Source organism: Bacillus cereus group sp. MYBKT14-1 (genome assembly GCF_051915185.1).
GTDB lineage: Bacteria > Bacillota > Bacilli > Bacillales > Bacillaceae_G > Bacillus_A > Bacillus_A cereus.
In genome coordinates, this window is record NZ_JBQAEF010000001.1 from 933,485 (window position 1) to 952,336 (window position 18,852).

Below are 18,852 nucleotides of genomic sequence, written 5' to 3' on the forward strand. Positions count from 1 at the left end.
AATATGGCAGTTTTAGAAATAATAAAGCATCCAAATGAAGTGTTAGAAACACCATGCGAAAGAGTAATTAACTTTGATAAAAAGTTAGTGAAATTGTTGAAAGATATGCATGAAACAATGTTAATTGCGGACGGAGTCGGTTTAGCTGCGCCTCAAGTAGGTGTAAGCTTGCAAGTAGCGGTTGTTGATGTCGATGATGATACTGGGAAAATCGAGTTAATCAATCCATCAATATTAGAAAAACGTGGTGAACAAGTAGGTCCCGAAGGCTGTTTAAGCTTCCCGGGACTTTATGGTGAAGTAGAACGTGCCGATTATATTAAAGTAAGAGCGCAAAATCGCCGTGGGAAAGTATTCTTATTAGAAGCGGAAGGATTTTTAGCGCGTGCAATTCAACATGAAATTGATCATTTACACGGTGTTTTATTTACATCGAAAGTGACAAGATATTATGAAGAAAACGAACTAGAATAGGTGTTAAAAGGAGCGGTTTTTAAATGATAAAAGTAGTGTTTATGGGAACACCGGACTTTTCAGTGCCGGTGCTTCGTCGTCTTATTGAAGATGGCTATGAGGTAGTAGGTGTTGTGACGCAACCTGATCGTCCAGTAGGTAGAAAAAAAGTATTAACACCTACACCTGTTAAAGTTGAAGCGGAAAAACATGGTATCCCTGTGTTACAGCCGTTAAAAATTCGTGAAAAAGATGAATATGAAAAAGTATTGGCATTAGAGCCAGATTTAATTGTAACAGCTGCATTTGGGCAGATTGTACCAAATGAAATTTTAGAAGCACCAAAGTATGGGTGTATTAATGTTCACGCTTCTTTACTTCCTGAACTTCGTGGTGGTGCACCAATTCATTATGCAATTATGGAAGGTAAAGAAAAAACAGGTATTACAATTATGTATATGGTAGAAAAATTGGATGCTGGTGATATCTTAACGCAAGTGGAAGTTGAAATTGAAGAGCGTGAAACGACAGGCTCATTATTTGATAAATTAAGTGAAGCAGGAGCACACCTTCTATCTAAAACAGTGCCTTTATTAATTCAAGGTAAGTTAGAACCGATTAAACAAAACGAAGAAGAAGTAACGTTTGCGTACAATATAAAACGTGAGCAAGAGAAAATTGATTGGACAAAAACAGGTGAAGAAGTATACAATCACATTCGCGGATTGAATCCATGGCCAGTTGCTTATACAACTTTAGCAGGACAAGTTGTTAAAGTATGGTGGGGGGAAAAAGTGCCTATAACTGAACCGGCTGAAGCAGGTACGATTGTTGCAATCGAAGAAGATGGTTTTGTTGTAGCAACGAGTAATGAAACAGGTGTTAAAATTACTGAATTGCAACCTTCTGGTAAAAAGCGTATGAGTTGTTCACAATTTTTACGTGGAACAAAACCTGAAATTGGAACGAAGTTAGGAGAAAATGCATGAGACAAAATGTTCGTGAATTAGCTCTTGATGGTTTAATTCAAGTGGAAAAAAGTGGTGCATATAGCAACTTACTTTTAAATAATCTAATTGAAAAAAGTGCAATTGATAGAAAAGATATTGGTTTATTAACTGAAATTGTATATGGAACGATTCAACGTCGTGACACATTAGATTATTATTTACAGCCTTTTTTAAAAAAGAAGGTTGAGGCGTGGGTAAGAGTATTGCTTCGCTTATCTTTATATCAAATGATTTATTTAGACCGAGTGCCAGAAAGAGCGGCTATTCATGAAGCGGTTGAGATTGCAAAGCGTCGCGGGCATAAAGGAATTGCTGGTATGGTGAACGGTGTATTACGTTCGATTCAGAGAGAAGGTGTACCTTCTGTAGATGAAATCAAGGATCCAGTAGAACGTCTTGCAATTACAACAAGTCATCCAGTTTGGCTTGTCCAAGAGTGGACTTCAGAATACGGTTTAGAAACTGCAGAAAAAATGTGCGAAGTAAACATGTTACCCCCTGTACCAACAGCGCGTGTGAATGTTGATAAGGTAACTGTAGAAGAAGCGATTGAGTTGTTAGCAAGTGAAGGTATAGAAGCAAAACGTGGTGACTTATCAGATGATGCTATTCAGATTGAAAGAGGAAATGTAGCGCATACAGAAGCGTTTAAAAAAGGATTTCTTTCTATTCAAGATGAAAGTTCTATGCTTGTAGCACGCGCTTTAGAACCGAGTACGGGAGATGCAGTTCTTGATAGTTGTGCTGCTCCAGGCGGAAAAACAACGCATATCGCGGAACGATTAAAGGGAACTGGTAAGGTCATGTCCCTTGATTTACATGCACACAAAGTACGTTTAATTAAACAGCAAGCAGAGCGACTTGGTCTAGAAAATGTCGAAACTAAAGCGCTAGATGCTAGAAAAGTGCAAGAGCACTTTGCAAATGAAACGTTTGATAAAATATTGGTAGATGCACCGTGTTCTGGATTTGGTGTAATTAGACGTAAACCTGATATTAAGTTAGGAAAAGATAAAGGCGATAGTGAAAGATTATCGACGATTCAAATTGCAATACTAGAAAAAATAGCACCATTATTAAAACAAGGCGGTCGTCTTGTTTATAGTACGTGCACAATTGAGAAAATAGAAAATGAACAAGTAATAGAGAAATTTTTACAAGAACATCCTGAATTTGAATGGGATACTACGCTTAAAGAGCGTATGCCAGAAAAATTAACTCCGTATATTGATGAAGGTCAAGTGCAAATTTTACCGCATTATTTTGCGACGGATGGCTTTTATATTGCTTGTTTAAGGAAGAAGGTGTAGCATCATGGAAACGACTGTAAGAAAACAAAAGAAAAATTTAGAAACGAAGAAACCATCAATTTACTCTTTACAACTTCATGAAATGCAAGATTGGTTAAAGGAACAAGGAGAACCGAAGTTCCGTGCTGGACAAATTTTTGATTGGTTATATAAAAAACGTGTAAAAAATTATGAGGATATGTCAAACCTTTCTAAAGGATTGCGTGATAAATTGTCGAATTCCTTTGATATTACTACTTTAAAAACGTTAGTAAAACAAACGTCTTCGGATGGAACAATTAAATTCTTATTCCAATTATATGACGGATATTCTATTGAAACGGTATTAATGCGACACGAATATGGAAATTCCATTTGTGTAACAACGCAAGTTGGTTGTCGTATTGGGTGTACGTTCTGTGCTTCGACACTTGGTGGATTAAAGCGAAACCTAGAAGCTGGAGAAATCGTAGCGCAAGTAGTAGAAGTTCAGCGTGCGCTTGATGAAACAGAAGAACGTGTAAGTTCTCTTGTTGTTATGGGGATTGGAGAACCATTTGATAACTATGATAATTTAATGGGATTCTTACGCATCATTAACCATGAAAAAGGACTTCATATTGGTGCGAGACATATGACTGTTTCGACGAGTGGAATTATCCCGAAAATTTATAAGTTTGCTGAAGAAGATCTACAAATTAATTTTGCGATTTCATTGCATGCTCCAAACTCAGAATTACGTTCAAAATTAATGCCGATTAACCGTGCTTATAAATTACCAGATTTAATGGAAGCTATTAAATACTATGTAAATAGAACAGGGCGTCGTATTACTTTTGAATATGGATTATTTGGAGGAGAAAATGACCAAGTAGAGCATGCTGAAGAGCTTGCTGCGCTCTTAAAAGGTGTAAAATGTCATGTGAACTTGATTCCGGTAAACTACGTACCTGAACGTGATTATGTACGTACGCCACGTGAACAAATTTTCTTGTTCGAAAAAACGTTAAAAGATCGTGGAGTGAATGTAACGATTCGCCGTGAACAAGGTCATGATATTGATGCAGCCTGCGGTCAGTTGCGTGCGAAGGAGCGCAAAGAAGAGACGAGGTGACGAGATGAAAGCCGTATTTCTATCGGATAAAGGAAAAGTTCGTCAACATAATGAAGATAGTGCAGGAGTTTTTCACAATTTAGATGGAAATGTATTAGCGGTAGTAGCAGATGGAATGGGAGGTCATCGAGCTGGTGATGTAGCTAGCTCGATGGCCATTCAATTATTCCATGATTATTGGAAGCAAACACATAATATGAATGAGCCGAAAAAAGTAGAACAATGGTTACATACTAGTGTTGGGATTATTAATGAGCGTATATATGAATATGCTCAGCAAAATGCAGAATGTAATGGTATGGGAACAACGCTTATAATAGCTGTTTGTACACCAAGCTTTGTGACAATAGGGCATATAGGAGATAGTCGTTGCTATATGGTATCAGAAGGAGAAATGACGCTAGTAACGGAAGATCATTCGCTTGTAAATGAGCTTGTGAAACATGGTGAAATTTCAAAGGAAGACGCAGAGTATCATCCGAAAAAGAATGTGTTATTAAGAGCATTAGGAACAGAAGAAAAAGTTGGGTTAGATGTTAAAACGTTGGTGATTGAGGAAGATGATCAATTACTTCTTTGCTCTGATGGGTTATCAAACAAAGTTTCTATTGATGATATGCGACAAATTTTACAGTTAAATGAACAGCTTGAAGGTAAAGGGCAGTGTCTCATTCAATTGGCAAATGATCGCGGTGGAGAAGATAATATCACACTTGTTCTTATTGATTATGCGGGTTCGACAAACGAAAGTAGGTGAAGTACAACGTGCTGATTGGAAAACGCTTAAATGACCGTTATAAGCTGCTGAAAATGATTGGTGGTGGCGGAATGGCCAATGTATATTTAGCTCATGATGATATACTTGGCCGAGATGTAGCGGTAAAAATATTAAGACTCGACTACTCAAATAACGAAGAGTTTATTAAACGTTTCCATCGAGAAGCGCAGTCTGTTACAACGTTGTCGCATCCAAATATTGTGAATATGTATGATGTCGGAGAAGAAGATGGTATATACTATCTTGTCATGGAATATGTACCAGGACAAACATTGAAGCAATACATAATTGAGCGAGGGATGTTACCTATAGGAGAAGCTCTTGATATTATGGAGCAGTTAACATCCGCTATGGCACACGCCCATCATTTTGAAATTGTGCATCGTGATATAAAGCCGCACAATATTTTAATTCGAGCTGATGGAATAATAAAAGTAACAGATTTTGGAATTGCGACAGCTACAAGTGCAACAACAATTACACATACAAATTCAGTGCTCGGTTCAGTCCATTATTTATCACCAGAACAGGCACGTGGCGGAATAGCAAATAAACAATCAGATATCTATTCTCTTGGGATAGTTATGTTTGAATTGTTAACAGGAAGACAACCGTTTTCTGGCGAATCTGCTGTTGCTATAGCTTTAAAACATTTACAAAGTGAAATCCCATCACCAAAAAGATGGAATGAAAATATTCCGCAAAGTGTTGAAAATATTATATTAAAAGCAACTGCAAAAGATCCGTTCCATCGATATCAATCTGCCAATGCGATGAAGCGAGATATTGAAACTGCGCTATATCCAGAGAGGATAAATGAGCAACCGTTTTACATACCAGAAGATATGGAAGCGACGAAAGCGATTCCGATTATTCAACAAGAACAATTATTTGAAAATGTAAGTGATGAAACGATTGTTTTAAAAGGGAGTAAGGTGGAAGAACCGATAAGAGCAGAAGCAGCTGAGTTAGATAAGAAGAAAAAACGGAGTAACAAGTGGCTTAAAGTTTTAATTTCAACATTTTTATTTTTAGCAATAGGAATAACATTAGCGCTTACGGTTATTCCAGGATTATTTATTCCGAAAGATGTGAAAGTTCCTGATGTGGCTGGTATGAAATACACGACAGCTGTAAATACATTAGTAGAAAAGGGCTTTGAGGTGACGGAGCCTAATATTGTATATACAGATGATGTTGAAGTTGGGGATGTAATAAAAACGGACCCTGTAGCAGGAAGAGTCGTAAAAGAAAACGCTAAAATTACTATCTATCAATCAGGTGGGAAAAAGAAAAGTAAGATGGCGAATTTCACAGGGCAAAACTTTGAGAGTGTAAAAGCTGAGTTAGAAGAAAAATATAAACAAGTTACAGTAAATTATATTGAAAATGATAAGCCGAAAGGTGAAATTGTAGAGCAAATTCCGACGCCTGATCAAATGGTTATAGAAGCGGAGCAAGAACTGAAAATCTGGGTAAGTAAAGGTCCTTATCAAATTAGACCAGGTGACTTTTCGGGGTGGACTGAAAATAGTGTAACTGGTTATTTGAATGAGAGAAAACTAACGTCAGATATAAAACGAGAGTATTCAGATACAATCGAAAAAGGACTTGTAATTTCGCAATTTCCAAAACCAGGTACACCATTAAAAGAGGGAGATAAAGTAACTATTATTATCTCTGATGGTCAAAAGCCTAAAGTGACTAAAACGGTAAAATTGGACAATATCTCTATCCCATATGAGCCTGCTGTAACAGGTGAAAAAAAGCCGCAAACAATAGAAATTTATAAAGAAGACATGCAGCAAAAAATGGATAGACCGGTTGAAACGAGAACAATTACTGAATCAGCGACTATTTCTTTAGAATTTGTAATTCAAGAAGGTTCAAAGGGACACTATAAAATTGTACGAGATGGAGTAACGATTATTGATAAAGAAGTACCATATCCAACTCAATAATAGTGAAAGTCTACTTATTATTATTGCCTGTTATGCTGTCTACAAAGTGGACGGTATAGCAGGCAAAAATATATGATTCAAAAAGCTAGTAACGTGATGCAGCTGTAAATATTTTTTTGCATTTAATGGGAAATTTAATGTATATTAGCGAAAGTATATATGGTAGGTTTTGAAATCGTTATTTAGAAAATTTAAATCCATTCATTTTTAAATTCAGCATCACCTTATACAAAAAAGGAGAATTCTATGCCAGAAGGAAAAATTATAAAAGCTTTAAGTGGGTTTTATTACGTGCAGCATGAAGAAGGGGTTACGCAATGTCGTGGACGAGGTGTATTTAGAAAAAATAAAATTACACCACTTGTAGGAGACCAAGTTGTTTTTCAGGCAGATAATCCAACTGAAGGTTATGTGCTTGAAGTGTTTGATCGAAAAAATGAACTTGTTAGACCTCCTATTGCTAATGTCGATCAAGCGATTCTTGTGTTCTCTGCAGTAGAACCAGATTTTAATCCTGGACTGTTAGATCGATTTTTAGTGCTGATTGAATATCATAACATTAAGCCAATTATTTGTATTAGCAAGATGGATTTAGTAGATGAAAAGATGAAAGCAACTGTTGAAGCTTATGCGAATGATTATCGTGAGATGGGTTATGATGTTTTATTTACTTCTATTAATACGTCAGAAAGTATTGATATATTAAAACCATACTTAGAAAATTGTGTTTCTGTCGTTGCGGGTCAATCTGGTGTGGGGAAATCTTCAATACTTAATGTGCTACGTCCAGAATTAGAGCTGAAAACAAATGATATTTCCTCCCATTTAGGACGCGGGAAGCATACGACAAGACACGTAGAATTAATTGCAATTGGGAGTGGACTAGTAGCAGATACACCGGGTTTTAGTTCACTAGATTTCATTGATATAGAAGTAGAAGATCTTACATATTGTTTTCCAGAGTTGAAAGAAGCGAGCCAATACTGTAAATTTAGAGGGTGTACACATCTTTCTGAACCGAAATGTGCGGTGAAAGCTGCGGTTGAAGAAGGGAAGATTACAGAATATCGCTATAAGAACTATAAACAATTCGTAGAAGAAATTAGAGAGAGAAAGCCGAGGTATTAGTTATGATTAAAATTGCACCATCGATTTTATCAGCAGATTTTTCAAAATTAGGGGAAGAGATTAAAGATGTAGAAAAGGGCGGAGCGGATTACATTCACGTTGACGTAATGGATGGACATTTCGTACCAAATATTACGATTGGACCGTTAATTGTAGAAGCTATCCGTCCAATTACATCATTACCATTAGATGTACATTTAATGATTGAAAATCCTGATAACTATATCCCGACTTTCGCACAAGCGGGAGCGGATATTATTACTGTTCACGTAGAGGCGTGTCCACATCTACATCGTACAATTCAGTTAATTAAATCTCATGGTATTAAAGCGGGCGTTGTATTAAATCCACATACGCCAGTTTCAGTAATTGAGCATGTATTAGAAGATATAGATATGGTATTACTTATGACAGTAAACCCTGGATTTGGTGGACAGAAGTTTATCCATTCTGTATTACCGAAAATTAAACAAGTTGCAGACATGGTGAAAGAGCGCAATCTAGAAGTAGAAATTGAAGTTGATGGTGGTGTAAATGCTGAAACAGCAAGACTTTGTGTGGAAGCAGGAGCAAATGTACTTGTAGCTGGATCAGCAGTATACAATCAAAAAGACCGCGGTGAAGCAATTCGCGTAATTCGTGGGTAGTGATGAACTTTATCCTAGTAAGGTATTCATAGGATAGCGTAAAAATATGTAAAAAGGCAATCTACCGAATGGCAGATTGCCTTTTTACAATGGAAGGGGAAGAAAAAATGATTATTCATATTTTGGCAGGAGGACCTTCGGAATATTGTGCAGATTTTGCTCGATATGAGGATGAGGAAGTAGTGTGGGCAGCGGTTGATAGGGGAGTATACCGTCTATTAAAGAAAGGGATTACACCGGCTGTTGCGTTTGGAGATTACGATTCAGTTACCGAAGAAGAATTAGTATGGATGGGACAGCAAACGAACGAATTACATATTGTTCCGCGAGAAAAAGATCAAACGGATTTAGAAATTGCAATTAACTGGGCATTAGGACAGAAGCCGGCACTAATTCGTATTTTTGGTGCTACCGGTGGAAGGCTTGATCACGGTTTGGCAAATATACAGATGCTTTTAAAAGGGTTAGAAGTAGAGATAGAAATGTGTATTGTGGACAATAAAAATGAAATAACAGTTAAAAAAGTGGGTACACATATAATTGAAGAAAATAAAAATTTTCCTTATGTATCTTTTGTACCAGTTACTGAAATAGTGGAAGGGATTACATTGTTTGGTTTTAAGTACCCGCTTACTAATAAAACAATAGAGTGGGGATCAACACTTTGTATTAGTAACGAACTCGTTGAGGAAAAAGGTACTTTTTCATTTACTTCTGGCATATTAATGTTGATAAGAAGCACTGATTGAAGAAACAATTTTGCTCCTTACATCATATAGTGACCAAGTGGAGTAATGGGGATTAGGAGGGAAACCATGAGATTTTATACAATTAAGTTACCTAAATTTCTTGGTGGAATTGTTCGTGCAATGTTAAATACCTTCAAAAAAGATTAAAAAAAGCACCTATCACCGGTGCTTTTTCCATTGTTATAGTAAAAAAAGAGCCTATCGGCTCTTTTTTTTATTATTAAACACGTTCGATTTTGCCAGATTTTAATGCTCTAGCAGAAACGTAAACACGTTGAACTTTTCCGTCGATGCGTACGCGAACTTTTTGAAGGTTAGCGCCCCACTTACGTTTTGTAGCGTTCATTGCGTGAGAACGAGAGTTACCAGAACGAGCTTTTCTTCCAGTAATAGCACAAACACGAGCCATTTATATTTCCCTCCCTTGATACCTTACCATACGTAATTTTTCAATGTTAGTCTTTTATGCGATGCTAAAAACACTACTATAATTTAACACAACTAAAAAGAGAATGCAACACCGTAGAAAAAAGAAATCAAGAAAATTTACTTGACACTATATGTCAATGAAGAAAAGTTGAAATCCATAAAAATTGCTTGACATATTATAGTGGTACATGTTGTATAATAACAATGGACTATTTTGCTCATCATAAAAAAGTGTAATTTAAAACATAAAATATGAGAGTGAAAAGAAAGAACGATGGAATTTTCTTTAAAAAGATTATATGATAGTAACTAAAGTAGTCTAGCTCACTTTCACCATTTATGAAGGGGGAAACGAGATGTCAATTGAAATTAAAACGAAGTACGGTCAAATTGATATTAGTACAGATGTAATTGCAACAATTGCTGGAGGTGCCGCGGTAGATTGCTACGGTATCGTAGGTATGGCATCAAAAAATCAGTTAAAAGATGGATTAACAGACATTTTACGAAAAGAAAACTTCACTAGAGGTGTTATTGTTCGTAAAGATGAAGATGAAGTGCATATTGATATGTATATTATTGTGAGCTATGGTACGAAAATTTCAGAAGTGGCACATAATGTGCAGACGAAAGTGAAATATACATTAGATCAAACTGTAGGACTAGCAGTAGATTCTGTAAACATCTACGTACAAGGAGTTAAAGTAATAAACTTGTAATGTGCATTAAGGAGGAAAATCTGTGTCAATTCAAAAAATTGATGGAAAACGTTTATCACAAATGATCATGCAAGGAGCGAATAATTTAACAAATAATGTTCAGCTTGTTGATGCATTAAACGTATTTCCAGTTCCAGATGGCGATACCGGTACAAACATGAACTTATCTATGACTTCAGGTGCGCGTGAAGTGAAAGCAAATCCTTCACAGCATGCTGGTAAAGTCGGCGTAAGTTTAGCCAAAGGATTATTAATGGGAGCTCGTGGTAACTCTGGAGTTATTTTATCTCAGTTGTTCCGTGGTTTCTCTAAATCCATTGAACAAAAAGAAGAATTAACAACAGTTGATTTTGCTGCAGCACTAGAAGCTGGAGTAGAGGCGGCTTATAAAGCGGTTATGAAACCGATTGAAGGAACGATTTTAACGGTTGCAAGAGAAACGGGTAAATATGCAGTAACAGTTGCGAAAAAACAGCGCGACTTTGTTTTGTTTATGGAAGACGTTGTGAAAGAAGCAAACGCATCGTTAAATCGTACGCCAGATTTATTACCTGTATTAAAACAAGTTGGCGTTGTAGATAGCGGTGGTAAAGGTCTTGTAGTGGTATACGAAGGGTTTTTAGCTGACTTAAAAGGAGAAACGATTTCTTCTGATGCACCGACGCAACCATCTATGAATGAAATGGTACGCGCAGAACATCACCGTAGTGTACAAAGCCAATTGAGTACAGAAGATATTAAGTATGGATATTGTACGGAGTTCATGGTGAAATTAGAGGCTGAAAAGGTGAAAGAGCATAATTTCTCTGAACAAAAATTCCGTGAAGATATTAGTGTATATGGTGATTCTCTACTAGTTGTGTCTGATGATGAAATTGTAAAAGTTCATATCCATGCAGAACATCCTGGAGACGCTATGAACTACGGGCAAAAATACGGTAGTTTAATTAAGATTAAAGTAGAAAATATGCGTGAACAGCATACTGCTTTGTTAGATGAACCTACTATGGTTCCTGAGCAACCAGCTCAATCGAAAGAAAAACAACCATATGGTATCGTAACTGTAGCTATGGGTTCTGGTATTAAAACTTTATTTGAGAGCATCGGCGCAACGAAAGTTATCGAAGGTGGTCAAACGATGAATCCAAGTACGGAGGATATCGTGAAGGCAATTGAAGAAGCAAATGCTGAAAAAATCATTATTTTACCGAATAACGGAAATATTGTAATGGCAGCAGAACAAGCGGCATCAGTTGTAGATCAAGAAGTTATTGTTGTTCGTTCGAAAACAGTTCCTCAAGGTATGGCAGCAATGTTAGCATTTAACCCAGTTGGAACGTTAGAAGAGAATGAAGAAAACATGCAAGAAGCTTTATCTCATGTGAAAACAGGTCAAATTACGTATGCTGTACGTGATACGGAAATTGATGGTGTAGCAATTCAAAAAGATGATTTCATGTGTATTGCAGATGGGAAAATTGTATCTACAAATGCTGAAAAGGTAGGAGCTGCGAAGCAATTACTAGAAGCGCTTATTGATGAAGATTCTGAAATCGTAACGATTCTACAAGGGGAAGATGCAACTGATGAAGAAGTAGCGGAGTTAGTTGAATTTGTAGAAGAGAAATTTGAAGATGCAGAAGTAGAAGTACATGCTGGAAACCAACCAGTGTATTCTTTCATCTTCTCTGTAGAATAAGATAAGATTCGTTTTGAAAATAAATGGATTACTTACTTGCTAATGGATAAGAAGTAGTAATATGAAGTTTATTACTAGTTTTTATTCAAAAGGCTAGCATATTGAAGAGAGAAAAGAGCCTTGCTGCTAATAGTGAGGCTCTTTTTTACTTGTTTTATATAAGGGATTTGAGTAGTTTCTCTTAGAATGCCTATGATAGAATATATAAGGTGAAAGAGAGCGATTACAGATGCTAATTGGTACTCAAATAAAATGCAATAAAGAAAATAATGTGACGGGGTGTGAGAATCTTGAATGATGTTGTACAAGTTCCTGTTACGGATGTAAAGGGGATCGGAGGAGAAACATCTGAGTTACTACATGAGATGGGTATTTATACAGTTTCTCATCTATTAGAACATTTTCCGTACCGTTATGAAGATTATGCGATGAAAGATCTTGCTGAAGTAAAGCATGATGAACGTGTAACAGTTGAAGGGAAGGTTCATAGTGCTCCTTTGCTGCAATATTATGGTAAGAAGAAATCGCGTTTAACAGTTCGTGTTCTCGTCGGTCGTTATTTAATTACGGCGGTATGTTTTAATAGGCCTTACTATAAGCAAAAATTAAAGTTAGATGAAACGATAACGATTACTGGTAAATGGGATCAACATCGTCAAACAATTGCTGTATCAGAACTTCATTTTGGACCGGTTGTACGTCAACAAGAAGTGGAACCTGTTTATTCAGTAAAGGGGAAACTTACAGTAAAACAGATGCGTCGTTTTATTGCTCAAGCGTTAAAGGAATATGGAGATTCTATAGTCGAAGTGTTACCGGATGGTTTGTTAGGGCGATATAAATTATTACCAAGATATGAAGCGCTCAGGGCATTGCATTTTCCGGTAGGACAGGAAGATTTGAAGCAAGCGCGTCGCCGTTTTGTATATGAAGAATTTTTCTTATTTCAGCTGAAAATGCAAACGCTCCGGAAAATGGAGAGGGAAAATTCAAAAGGGACGAAGAAAGAGATTCCGTCAGCAGAATTACAAGAATTTATCGATGCACTGCCGTTTCCATTAACGGGTGCGCAGCGCCGAGTTGTAGATGAAATTTTGAAAGATATGACATCTCCTTATCGGATGAACCGACTATTGCAAGGTGACGTTGGTTCTGGGAAAACAGTTGTTGCTGCGATTGGTCTTTATGCATCGAAATTAGCTCATTATCAAGGTGCTTTAATGGTTCCTACAGAAATTTTAGCTGAGCAACATTATCAGTCGCTTGCTGAAACGTTTTCGCATTTTGGTATGAAGGTGGAACTGTTAACAAGTTCTGTTAAAGGAGCGAGACGTCGAGAAATTTTAGCGAAGTTAGAACAAGGAGAAATAGATATTCTTGTTGGAACGCATGCCTTAATTCAAGATGAAGTTATATTTCATAGGTTGGGTCTCGTTATTACAGATGAACAGCATCGATTTGGTGTAGCGCAGCGCCGAGTTTTACGGGAGAAAGGTGAAAGTCCAGATGTATTATTTATGACAGCGACACCAATTCCGCGTACGCTTGCAATTACTGCATTTGGAGAGATGGATGTTTCGATAATCGATGAGATGCCAGCAGGTAGAAAGGTGATTGAAACATACTGGGCAAAACATGATATGTTAGATCGCGTTCTCGGTTTCGTTGAAAAGGAGATAAAAAAAGGAAGACAGGCATACGTTATTTGTCCTCTAATTGAAGAATCTGAGAAACTTGATGTGCAAAATGCTATCGACTTACATAGTATGCTGACGCATCATTACCAAGGGAAATGCCAAGTTGGATTGATGCATGGGAGATTATCGTCTCAGGAAAAAGAAGAGATAATGGGACAGTTTAGTGAAAATAAAGTACAAATTCTTGTATCGACAACAGTTGTTGAAGTAGGTGTGAACGTACCGAATGCGACTGTAATGGTTATTTATGATGCAGAACGTTTCGGTTTATCGCAGCTTCATCAGCTTAGAGGGCGTGTCGGCCGTGGTAGTGAACAATCATATTGTTTATTAATAGCAGACCCTAAATCAGAAACAGGGAAAGAAAGAATGCGCATAATGACTGAAACAAATGATGGATTTGTATTGTCAGAAAAAGATTTAGAATTACGAGGTCCTGGAGATTTCTTTGGGAGTAAGCAAAGTGGCTTACCAGAATTTAAGGTTGCTGACATGGTACATGATTATCGAGCGTTAGAAACGGCAAGGCAAGATGCGGCGATACTAGTAGATTCAGAAGCGTTTTGGCACAATGATCAGTATGCTGCCTTGCGTACGTATCTTGATGGGACAGGTGTGTTCCAAGGAGAGAAGCTCGATTAAAGGGAGTCAACAAAAGTTTTTGTTGCATTCTACTTTTAATGATTATATACTACTGTTAGTACCTAGTCATAAAAATGGATGGTGCGGTATGAAAAAAAGAAGAAGTAAAAAAGAAAGACAAGAGTTATTACAACAAACAATCGAATCAAATCCTTTTATTACGGATGAAGATTTAGCGGAAAAATTTCAAGTGAGTATACAAACGGTACGACTTGATCGTATGGAATTGTCTATTCCTGAATTAAGAGAGAGAATTAAACATGTAGCTACAAAGCAACATGAAGAAGATGTGAAATCTTTACCGTTAGAAGAGGTTGTTGGAGAAATTATTGATATTGAATTAGATAGACATGCAATCTCTATCTTTGAAGTAAAGATAGAACATGTATTTAAAAGAAATCAAATCGCTCGTGGGCATCATCTGTTTGCGCAAGCAAACTCACTAGCTGTTGCGGTTATTGATGAAGAATTAGCTTTAACTGCAAAGTCTACCATTCGATACATTCGCCCTGTAAAATTAGGAGAGCGTGTTGTTGCAAAAGCGCGCGTTGAAGATGTAGAGAATGATAAAGGACGGACGGTTGTCAAAGTGCGTAGCTTCGTTGGAGAAGAACTTGTTTTTACAGGCACTTTTGAAATGTATCGATCTAGTAATTATAGTGAGGAAGGTAACAACTTATGAAAATCGCAATAGATGCAATGGGCGGAGATTACGCTCCAAAGGCTGTAGTATTAGGGGCAATGAAAGCTATTAAGGAATATTCTGATTTACATATTACGTTAGTAGGGAAAGAAGAGGAAATTCGTCAATACTTAACGAGTGATGAACGAATTACTATTCTTCATACAGACGAAAAAATAGAATCAACGGAGGAACCAGTAAGAGCGGTTCGTCGAAAAAAACAAGCTTCAATGGTGCTTGCGGCACAACAAGTAAAGGATGGAGAAGCAGACGCTTGTATATCCGCAGGTAGTACAGGAGCTTTAATGGCAGCTGGATTATTTGTAGTCGGTCGTATGGAAGGAATTGAGCGACCAGCTTTATCGCCTACAATGCCAACTGTAGATGGAAAAGGTTTTGTTATGTTAGATGTTGGAGCAAATGTTGATGCAAAACCAATTCATTTATATCAATATGCAGTAATGGGATCTGTTTATGCTGAGAAGGTAAGAGGAATTGAAAATCCTCGCGTTGGACTATTAAACGTTGGAACAGAGGATGGAAAAGGAAACGAGCTTTCAAAGCAAGTATTTGCAATGCTTAAAGATGCGCCAATTAATTTCGTGGGGAACGTTGAATCAAGAGATTTATTGCAAGGTGTAGCAGATGTTGTTGTATGTGATGGTTTTACAGGGAATGTAGCGTTGAAATCATTAGAGGGAACAGCACTTGCGCTATTCTCTATGTTGAAAGAACAGTTAATGAGTTCATTTACGAGCAAATTAGCAGCGGCGGTATTAAAGCCAAAACTTATGGTATTAAAAGATAAAATGGATTATTCGGAGTATGGAGGAGCTGCATTATTTGGATTGAAAGCACCTGTCATTAAGGCTCACGGTTCTTCTAATGACCAGTCGATATTTAGTGCGATTCGTCAAACGAGAGAAATGGTAGCGAAAGAAGTAATTCCTACGATTTCAAGCGTAATGGAGAAAGAGTCACTCCAATAAGAGGAGGATTTGAAATGGGAAAAATAGCATTTCTTTTTCCGGGCCAAGGTTCACAGGCAGTTGGAATGGGTAAACAATTAGCAGAGAATAATAAAGAGGTTGCAAAAGTGTTTGCAAAAGCAGATGAGGTGTTGGAAGATTCACTTTCAGAAGTGATTTTTGAAGGACCGCAGGAAAAGCTTACATTAACAACAAATGCGCAGCCTGCATTATTAACAACGAGTTTTGCTATTTTGACAGCTTTGAAAGAGTATGACATTACACCTGACTTTGTCGCTGGTCATAGTTTAGGTGAATATAGTGCTCTTGTAGCAGCTGGTGCATTAACTTTTGAAGATGCTGTATATGCTGTAAGGAAACGCGGGGAATATATGGAAGAAGCTGTTCCGGGCGGGGAAGGCGCAATGGCAGCTATATTAGGTGCTGACCCACATATGCTGAAACAAGTTACAGAAGAAGTAACAAGTGAAGGATATGCAGTGCAAATCGCTAATATGAATAGTACGAAGCAAATTGTGATTTCTGGAACGAAGCAAGGCGTAGAGGTTGCTTCTCAAAGAGCGAAAGAAAATGGTGCAAAGAGAGCGATTCCACTAAAAGTAAGTGGGCCATTCCATTCTTCACTTATGAAGCCGGCAGCTGAGAAGTTCCAAAGTGTTTTAAATGAAATTACAATTCATGACACGAATATTCCTGTTATTGCAAATGTTACGGCGGAAGTTATTACACGTGGTGCAGACATTCAAGAAAAGTTAATCGAACAGCTTTATTCGCCTGTATTATGGTACCCGTCTATTGAATATATGGTGAACCAGGGAGTAGATACATTTATTGAAATTGGACCTGGAAAAGTACTTGCTGGACTTATGAAGTCAATTGATTCATCAGTAAAAGCATATGCGATATACGATGAAGAGACATTAAAAGATACCATTTCAAATTTGAGAGGAGAAAACTGATGTTAAAAGGGAAGGTAGCATTAGTAACTGGCGCTTCACGTGGAATTGGTCGCGCGATTGCGATTGATTTAGCGAAACAAGGGGCAAATGTAGTAGTAAATTATGCTGGTAATGAACAAAAAGCAAATGAAGTAGTAGATGAAATTAAAAAATTAGGTTCTGATGCAATTGCGGTAAGAGCAGATGTTGCAAATGCTGATGATGTTACAAATATGGTGAAACAAACAGTAGATACATTTGGACAAGTTGATATTCTTGTAAATAATGCTGGTGTAACGAAAGATAATTTATTAATGCGTATGAAAGAAGAAGAATGGGATACAGTTATTAATACAAACTTAAAAGGTGTATTCTTATGTACAAAAGCAGTATCTCGTTATATGATGCGTCAACGTCACGGTAGAATTATAAACATCGCTTCGGTTGTTGGTGTTATAGGAAACCCAGGACAAGCTAACTATGTTGCTGCTAAAGCGGGTGTTATTGGATTAACAAAAACATCTGCAAAAGAGTTAGCAAGTCGAAATATTACAGTGAATGCAATTGCGCCGGGCTTTATTGCGACTGATATGACGGATGTACTAGATGAGAATATTAAAGCCGAAATGTTAAAAGTTATTCCAGCTGCTCAATTTGGTGAAGCGAAAGATATCGCGAATGCTGTAACGTTTTTTGCTTCTGATCAAAGCAAATATGTTACAGGTCAAACGTTAAATGTTGATGGCGGTATGGTAATGTAATAAAAGAATCGATTTCACCTAGTTTTTTTGGTCAATATTTAATATAATATTTGAGGGGAGGTGAATGGAATGGCAGATGTTTTAGAGCGCGTAACAAAAATCATCGTTGATCGTTTAGGAGTAGAAGAGACTGAGGTAGTACCAGCTGCAAGCTTCAAGGAAGATTTAGGAGCAGACTCCCTAGATGTAGTAGAACTTGTAATGCAATTAGAAGATGAATTCGAAATGGAAATTTCTGATGAAGATGCTGAAAAGATTGCTACTGTTGGCGATGCTGTGACTTACATAGAGAGTCATCTATAATGCTTAAGTGAAGTCCCGTTTTTTAGCGGGGCTTTCTGGCTTATATCTGGAGGGACCTATGCCGTACCGAAAATATAGAGAAAAAAAATACGAAACAAAATATCGTGAAGCATTTAAAGTGTTTCAAGAAAAGATAGGTATTACGTTTACAGATGAAAAATTATTGATTCAAGCATTTACGCATTCATCGTATGTGAATGAGCATCGAAAAAAACCGCATGAAGATAATGAGCGTCTTGAATTTCTTGGAGATGCAGTATTGGAACTGACTGTATCGCAGTATCTGTTTCAAAAATATCCGACAATGAGCGAAGGAGAGTTAACAAAACTACGTGCAGCTATTGTATGTGAGCCATCTCTTGTTCGTTTTGCGAACGAATTGTCATTTGGTAGCCTTGTTTTATTAGGAAAAGGTGAAGAAATGACAGGTGGACGTGAACGACCAGCTTTATTAGCGGATGTCTTTGAAGCGTTTATTGGTGCCCTTTATCTTGATCAAGGGCTAGAAACAGTTTGGGAATTCTTAAAAGAAATTGTATATCCGAAAATTAATGAGGGTGCTTTTTCTCATGTGATGGATTATAAGAGTCAGTTGCAAGAATTGATTCAGCGTGATGGCAGTGGCAATGTTGAGTATCAAATTTTGCAAGAAAAAGGACCAGCTCACAATCGAGAATTTGTGTCACGTGTTACGTTAAATAACGTAGCTTTAGGTCTTGGTAGTGGTAAGTCGAAAAAAGAAGCAGAGCAACAAGCTGCTGCAGAAGCATTGAAAAAATTAAAAGAACAACTATAAGGAATCCCCCTTTGAATGAGGGGGATTCCTTGTGCATAGAATGAAACTTTCTTTTTGTTTATAATGAA

The 18,852-nt window shown here is 37.2% G+C and carries 20 protein-coding genes; 19 read left to right on the top strand and 1 reads right to left on the bottom strand.

From position 1 onward, the window contains the following. The first annotated feature begins 3 nt into the window (after positions 1–3). From def to spoVM, 10 genes are all read left to right on the top strand, one after another. Positions 4–474 carry a peptide deformylase gene (gene def, locus ACTFO4_RS05100; RefSeq protein WP_000279455.1) on the top strand — a complete coding sequence of 157 codons (471 nt, stop codon included), beginning with the start codon at positions 4–6 and terminating at the stop codon, positions 472–474. Between the two features lie 23 nt (positions 475–497). Further along, entirely contained in the window at positions 498–1,442 is a 945-nt protein-coding gene (gene fmt / locus ACTFO4_RS05105) for a methionyl-tRNA formyltransferase (protein WP_000598804.1), read from the top strand. Then, positions 1,439–2,773 carry a 16S rRNA (cytosine(967)-C(5))-methyltransferase RsmB gene (gene rsmB, locus ACTFO4_RS05110; protein ID WP_061457659.1) on the top strand — a complete coding sequence of 445 codons (1,335 nt, stop codon included), beginning with the start codon at positions 1,439–1,441 and terminating at the stop codon, positions 2,771–2,773. The genes fmt and rsmB overlap by 4 nt, the downstream gene beginning before the upstream one ends. 4 nt (positions 2,774–2,777) lie before the next feature. Beyond that, positions 2,778–3,866 (top strand): 23S rRNA (adenine(2503)-C(2))-methyltransferase RlmN, encoded by a 1,089-nt coding sequence (gene rlmN / locus ACTFO4_RS05115; protein WP_000450540.1) that lies wholly within the window; start codon positions 2,778–2,780, stop codon positions 3,864–3,866. A 4-nt stretch (positions 3,867–3,870) separates the two neighbouring features. Next, on the top strand, positions 3,871–4,623 hold the full coding sequence (locus ACTFO4_RS05120; RefSeq protein WP_000648703.1) for a Stp1/IreP family PP2C-type Ser/Thr phosphatase: 753 nt from the start codon (positions 3,871–3,873) through the stop codon (positions 4,621–4,623). Positions 4,624–4,631: 8 nt separating this feature from the next. Continuing rightward, complete coding sequence (gene pknB / locus ACTFO4_RS05125; protein ID WP_017672859.1) at positions 4,632–6,605, top strand: Stk1 family PASTA domain-containing Ser/Thr kinase; 1,974 nt, start codon at positions 4,632–4,634, stop codon at positions 6,603–6,605. Between the two features lie 246 nt (positions 6,606–6,851). After that, a complete protein-coding gene (gene rsgA / locus ACTFO4_RS05130) occupies positions 6,852–7,733 on the top strand; it encodes a ribosome small subunit-dependent GTPase A (protein ID WP_017672860.1) in 882 nt (293 codons plus the stop codon). A 2-nt stretch (positions 7,734–7,735) separates the two neighbouring features. Further along, positions 7,736–8,380 carry a ribulose-phosphate 3-epimerase gene (rpe, locus tag ACTFO4_RS05135; RefSeq protein ID WP_000589974.1) on the top strand — a complete coding sequence of 215 codons (645 nt, stop codon included), beginning with the start codon at positions 7,736–7,738 and terminating at the stop codon, positions 8,378–8,380. A gap of 68 nt (positions 8,381–8,448) precedes the next feature. Next, complete coding sequence (locus ACTFO4_RS05140; RefSeq protein WP_002026234.1) at positions 8,449–9,129, top strand: thiamine diphosphokinase; 681 nt, start codon at positions 8,449–8,451, stop codon at positions 9,127–9,129. Positions 9,130–9,195: 66 nt separating this feature from the next. Continuing rightward, on the top strand, positions 9,196–9,276 hold the full coding sequence (spoVM, locus tag ACTFO4_RS05145) for a stage V sporulation protein SpoVM (protein WP_001213599.1): 81 nt from the start codon (positions 9,196–9,198) through the stop codon (positions 9,274–9,276). 73 nt (positions 9,277–9,349) lie between these two features. On the opposite strand, the gene rpmB is transcribed toward spoVM, so the two are convergent. Then, positions 9,350–9,538 carry a 50S ribosomal protein L28 gene (gene rpmB / locus ACTFO4_RS05150; RefSeq protein ID WP_000124776.1) on the bottom strand — a complete coding sequence of 63 codons (189 nt, stop codon included), beginning with the start codon at positions 9,536–9,538 and terminating at the stop codon, positions 9,350–9,352. Between the two features lie 376 nt (positions 9,539–9,914). Between rpmB and ACTFO4_RS05155 the strand changes: the two genes are divergently transcribed. The 9 genes from ACTFO4_RS05155 (at position 9,915) to rncS (ending at position 18,784) form a co-directional block, all read left to right on the top strand. After that, on the top strand, positions 9,915–10,277 hold the full coding sequence (locus ACTFO4_RS05155; RefSeq protein ID WP_000021109.1) for an Asp23/Gls24 family envelope stress response protein: 363 nt from the start codon (positions 9,915–9,917) through the stop codon (positions 10,275–10,277). Positions 10,278–10,299: 22 nt separating this feature from the next. Further along, positions 10,300–11,976 carry a DAK2 domain-containing protein gene (locus tag ACTFO4_RS05160; protein ID WP_000027129.1) on the top strand — a complete coding sequence of 559 codons (1,677 nt, stop codon included), beginning with the start codon at positions 10,300–10,302 and terminating at the stop codon, positions 11,974–11,976. Positions 11,977–12,266: 290 nt separating this feature from the next. Then, on the top strand, positions 12,267–14,315 hold the full coding sequence (gene recG / locus ACTFO4_RS05165; protein WP_001000816.1) for an ATP-dependent DNA helicase RecG: 2,049 nt from the start codon (positions 12,267–12,269) through the stop codon (positions 14,313–14,315). 88 nt (positions 14,316–14,403) lie between these two features. Next, positions 14,404–14,997 (top strand): transcription factor FapR, encoded by a 594-nt coding sequence (gene fapR / locus ACTFO4_RS05170; protein ID WP_000747348.1) that lies wholly within the window; start codon positions 14,404–14,406, stop codon positions 14,995–14,997. Beyond that, entirely contained in the window at positions 14,994–15,986 is a 993-nt protein-coding gene (gene plsX, locus ACTFO4_RS05175) for a phosphate acyltransferase PlsX (protein ID WP_000684115.1), read from the top strand. Before fapR ends, plsX begins: the two co-directional genes overlap by 4 nt. 14 nt (positions 15,987–16,000) lie before the next feature. Next, complete coding sequence (gene fabD, locus ACTFO4_RS05180) at positions 16,001–16,945, top strand: ACP S-malonyltransferase (RefSeq protein ID WP_000515899.1); 945 nt, start codon at positions 16,001–16,003, stop codon at positions 16,943–16,945. Continuing rightward, positions 16,945–17,685 carry a 3-oxoacyl-[acyl-carrier-protein] reductase gene (fabG, locus tag ACTFO4_RS05185; protein WP_000911773.1) on the top strand — a complete coding sequence of 247 codons (741 nt, stop codon included), beginning with the start codon at positions 16,945–16,947 and terminating at the stop codon, positions 17,683–17,685. The genes fabD and fabG overlap by 1 nt, the downstream gene beginning before the upstream one ends. A 69-nt stretch (positions 17,686–17,754) precedes the next feature. After that, complete coding sequence (gene acpP / locus ACTFO4_RS05190; RefSeq protein ID WP_000786062.1) at positions 17,755–17,988, top strand: acyl carrier protein; 234 nt, start codon at positions 17,755–17,757, stop codon at positions 17,986–17,988. 58 nt (positions 17,989–18,046) lie between these two features. Beyond that, positions 18,047–18,784: a ribonuclease III gene (gene rncS / locus ACTFO4_RS05195; RefSeq protein WP_001146875.1), complete on the top strand. Its 738-nt coding sequence runs from the start codon at positions 18,047–18,049 to the stop codon at positions 18,782–18,784. Positions 18,785–18,852: the final 68 nt, after the last annotated feature.

What these genes read in the sequence shown, in the direction of transcription:
- def (WP_000279455.1), top strand. Translation starts at nt 4, where the DNA reads ATGGCAGTTTTAGAAATAATAAAGCATCCAAATGAAGTGTTAGAAACA.
- fmt (WP_000598804.1), top strand. Translation starts at nt 498, where the DNA reads ATGATAAAAGTAGTGTTTATGGGAACACCGGACTTTTCAGTGCCGGTG.
- rsmB (WP_061457659.1), top strand. Translation starts at nt 1,439, where the DNA reads ATGAGACAAAATGTTCGTGAATTAGCTCTTGATGGTTTAATTCAAGTG.
- rlmN (WP_000450540.1), top strand. Translation starts at nt 2,778, where the DNA reads ATGGAAACGACTGTAAGAAAACAAAAGAAAAATTTAGAAACGAAGAAA.
- ACTFO4_RS05120 (WP_000648703.1), top strand. Translation starts at nt 3,871, where the DNA reads ATGAAAGCCGTATTTCTATCGGATAAAGGAAAAGTTCGTCAACATAAT.
- rsgA (WP_017672860.1), top strand. Translation starts at nt 6,852, where the DNA reads ATGCCAGAAGGAAAAATTATAAAAGCTTTAAGTGGGTTTTATTACGTG.
- rpe (WP_000589974.1), top strand. Translation starts at nt 7,736, where the DNA reads ATGATTAAAATTGCACCATCGATTTTATCAGCAGATTTTTCAAAATTA.
- ACTFO4_RS05140 (WP_002026234.1), top strand. Translation starts at nt 8,449, where the DNA reads ATGGCAGATTGCCTTTTTACAATGGAAGGGGAAGAAAAAATGATTATT.
- spoVM (WP_001213599.1), top strand. Translation starts at nt 9,196, where the DNA reads ATGAGATTTTATACAATTAAGTTACCTAAATTTCTTGGTGGAATTGTT.
- rpmB (WP_000124776.1), bottom strand. Translation starts at nt 9,538, where the DNA reads ATGGCTCGTGTTTGTGCTATTACTGGAAGAAAAGCTCGTTCTGGTAAC.
- ACTFO4_RS05155 (WP_000021109.1), top strand. Translation starts at nt 9,915, where the DNA reads ATGTCAATTGAAATTAAAACGAAGTACGGTCAAATTGATATTAGTACA.
- fapR (WP_000747348.1), top strand. Translation starts at nt 14,404, where the DNA reads ATGAAAAAAAGAAGAAGTAAAAAAGAAAGACAAGAGTTATTACAACAA.
- plsX (WP_000684115.1), top strand. Translation starts at nt 14,994, where the DNA reads ATGAAAATCGCAATAGATGCAATGGGCGGAGATTACGCTCCAAAGGCT.
- fabD (WP_000515899.1), top strand. Translation starts at nt 16,001, where the DNA reads ATGGGAAAAATAGCATTTCTTTTTCCGGGCCAAGGTTCACAGGCAGTT.
- fabG (WP_000911773.1), top strand. Translation starts at nt 16,945, where the DNA reads ATGTTAAAAGGGAAGGTAGCATTAGTAACTGGCGCTTCACGTGGAATT.
- acpP (WP_000786062.1), top strand. Translation starts at nt 17,755, where the DNA reads ATGGCAGATGTTTTAGAGCGCGTAACAAAAATCATCGTTGATCGTTTA.
- rncS (WP_001146875.1), top strand. Translation starts at nt 18,047, where the DNA reads ATGCCGTACCGAAAATATAGAGAAAAAAAATACGAAACAAAATATCGT.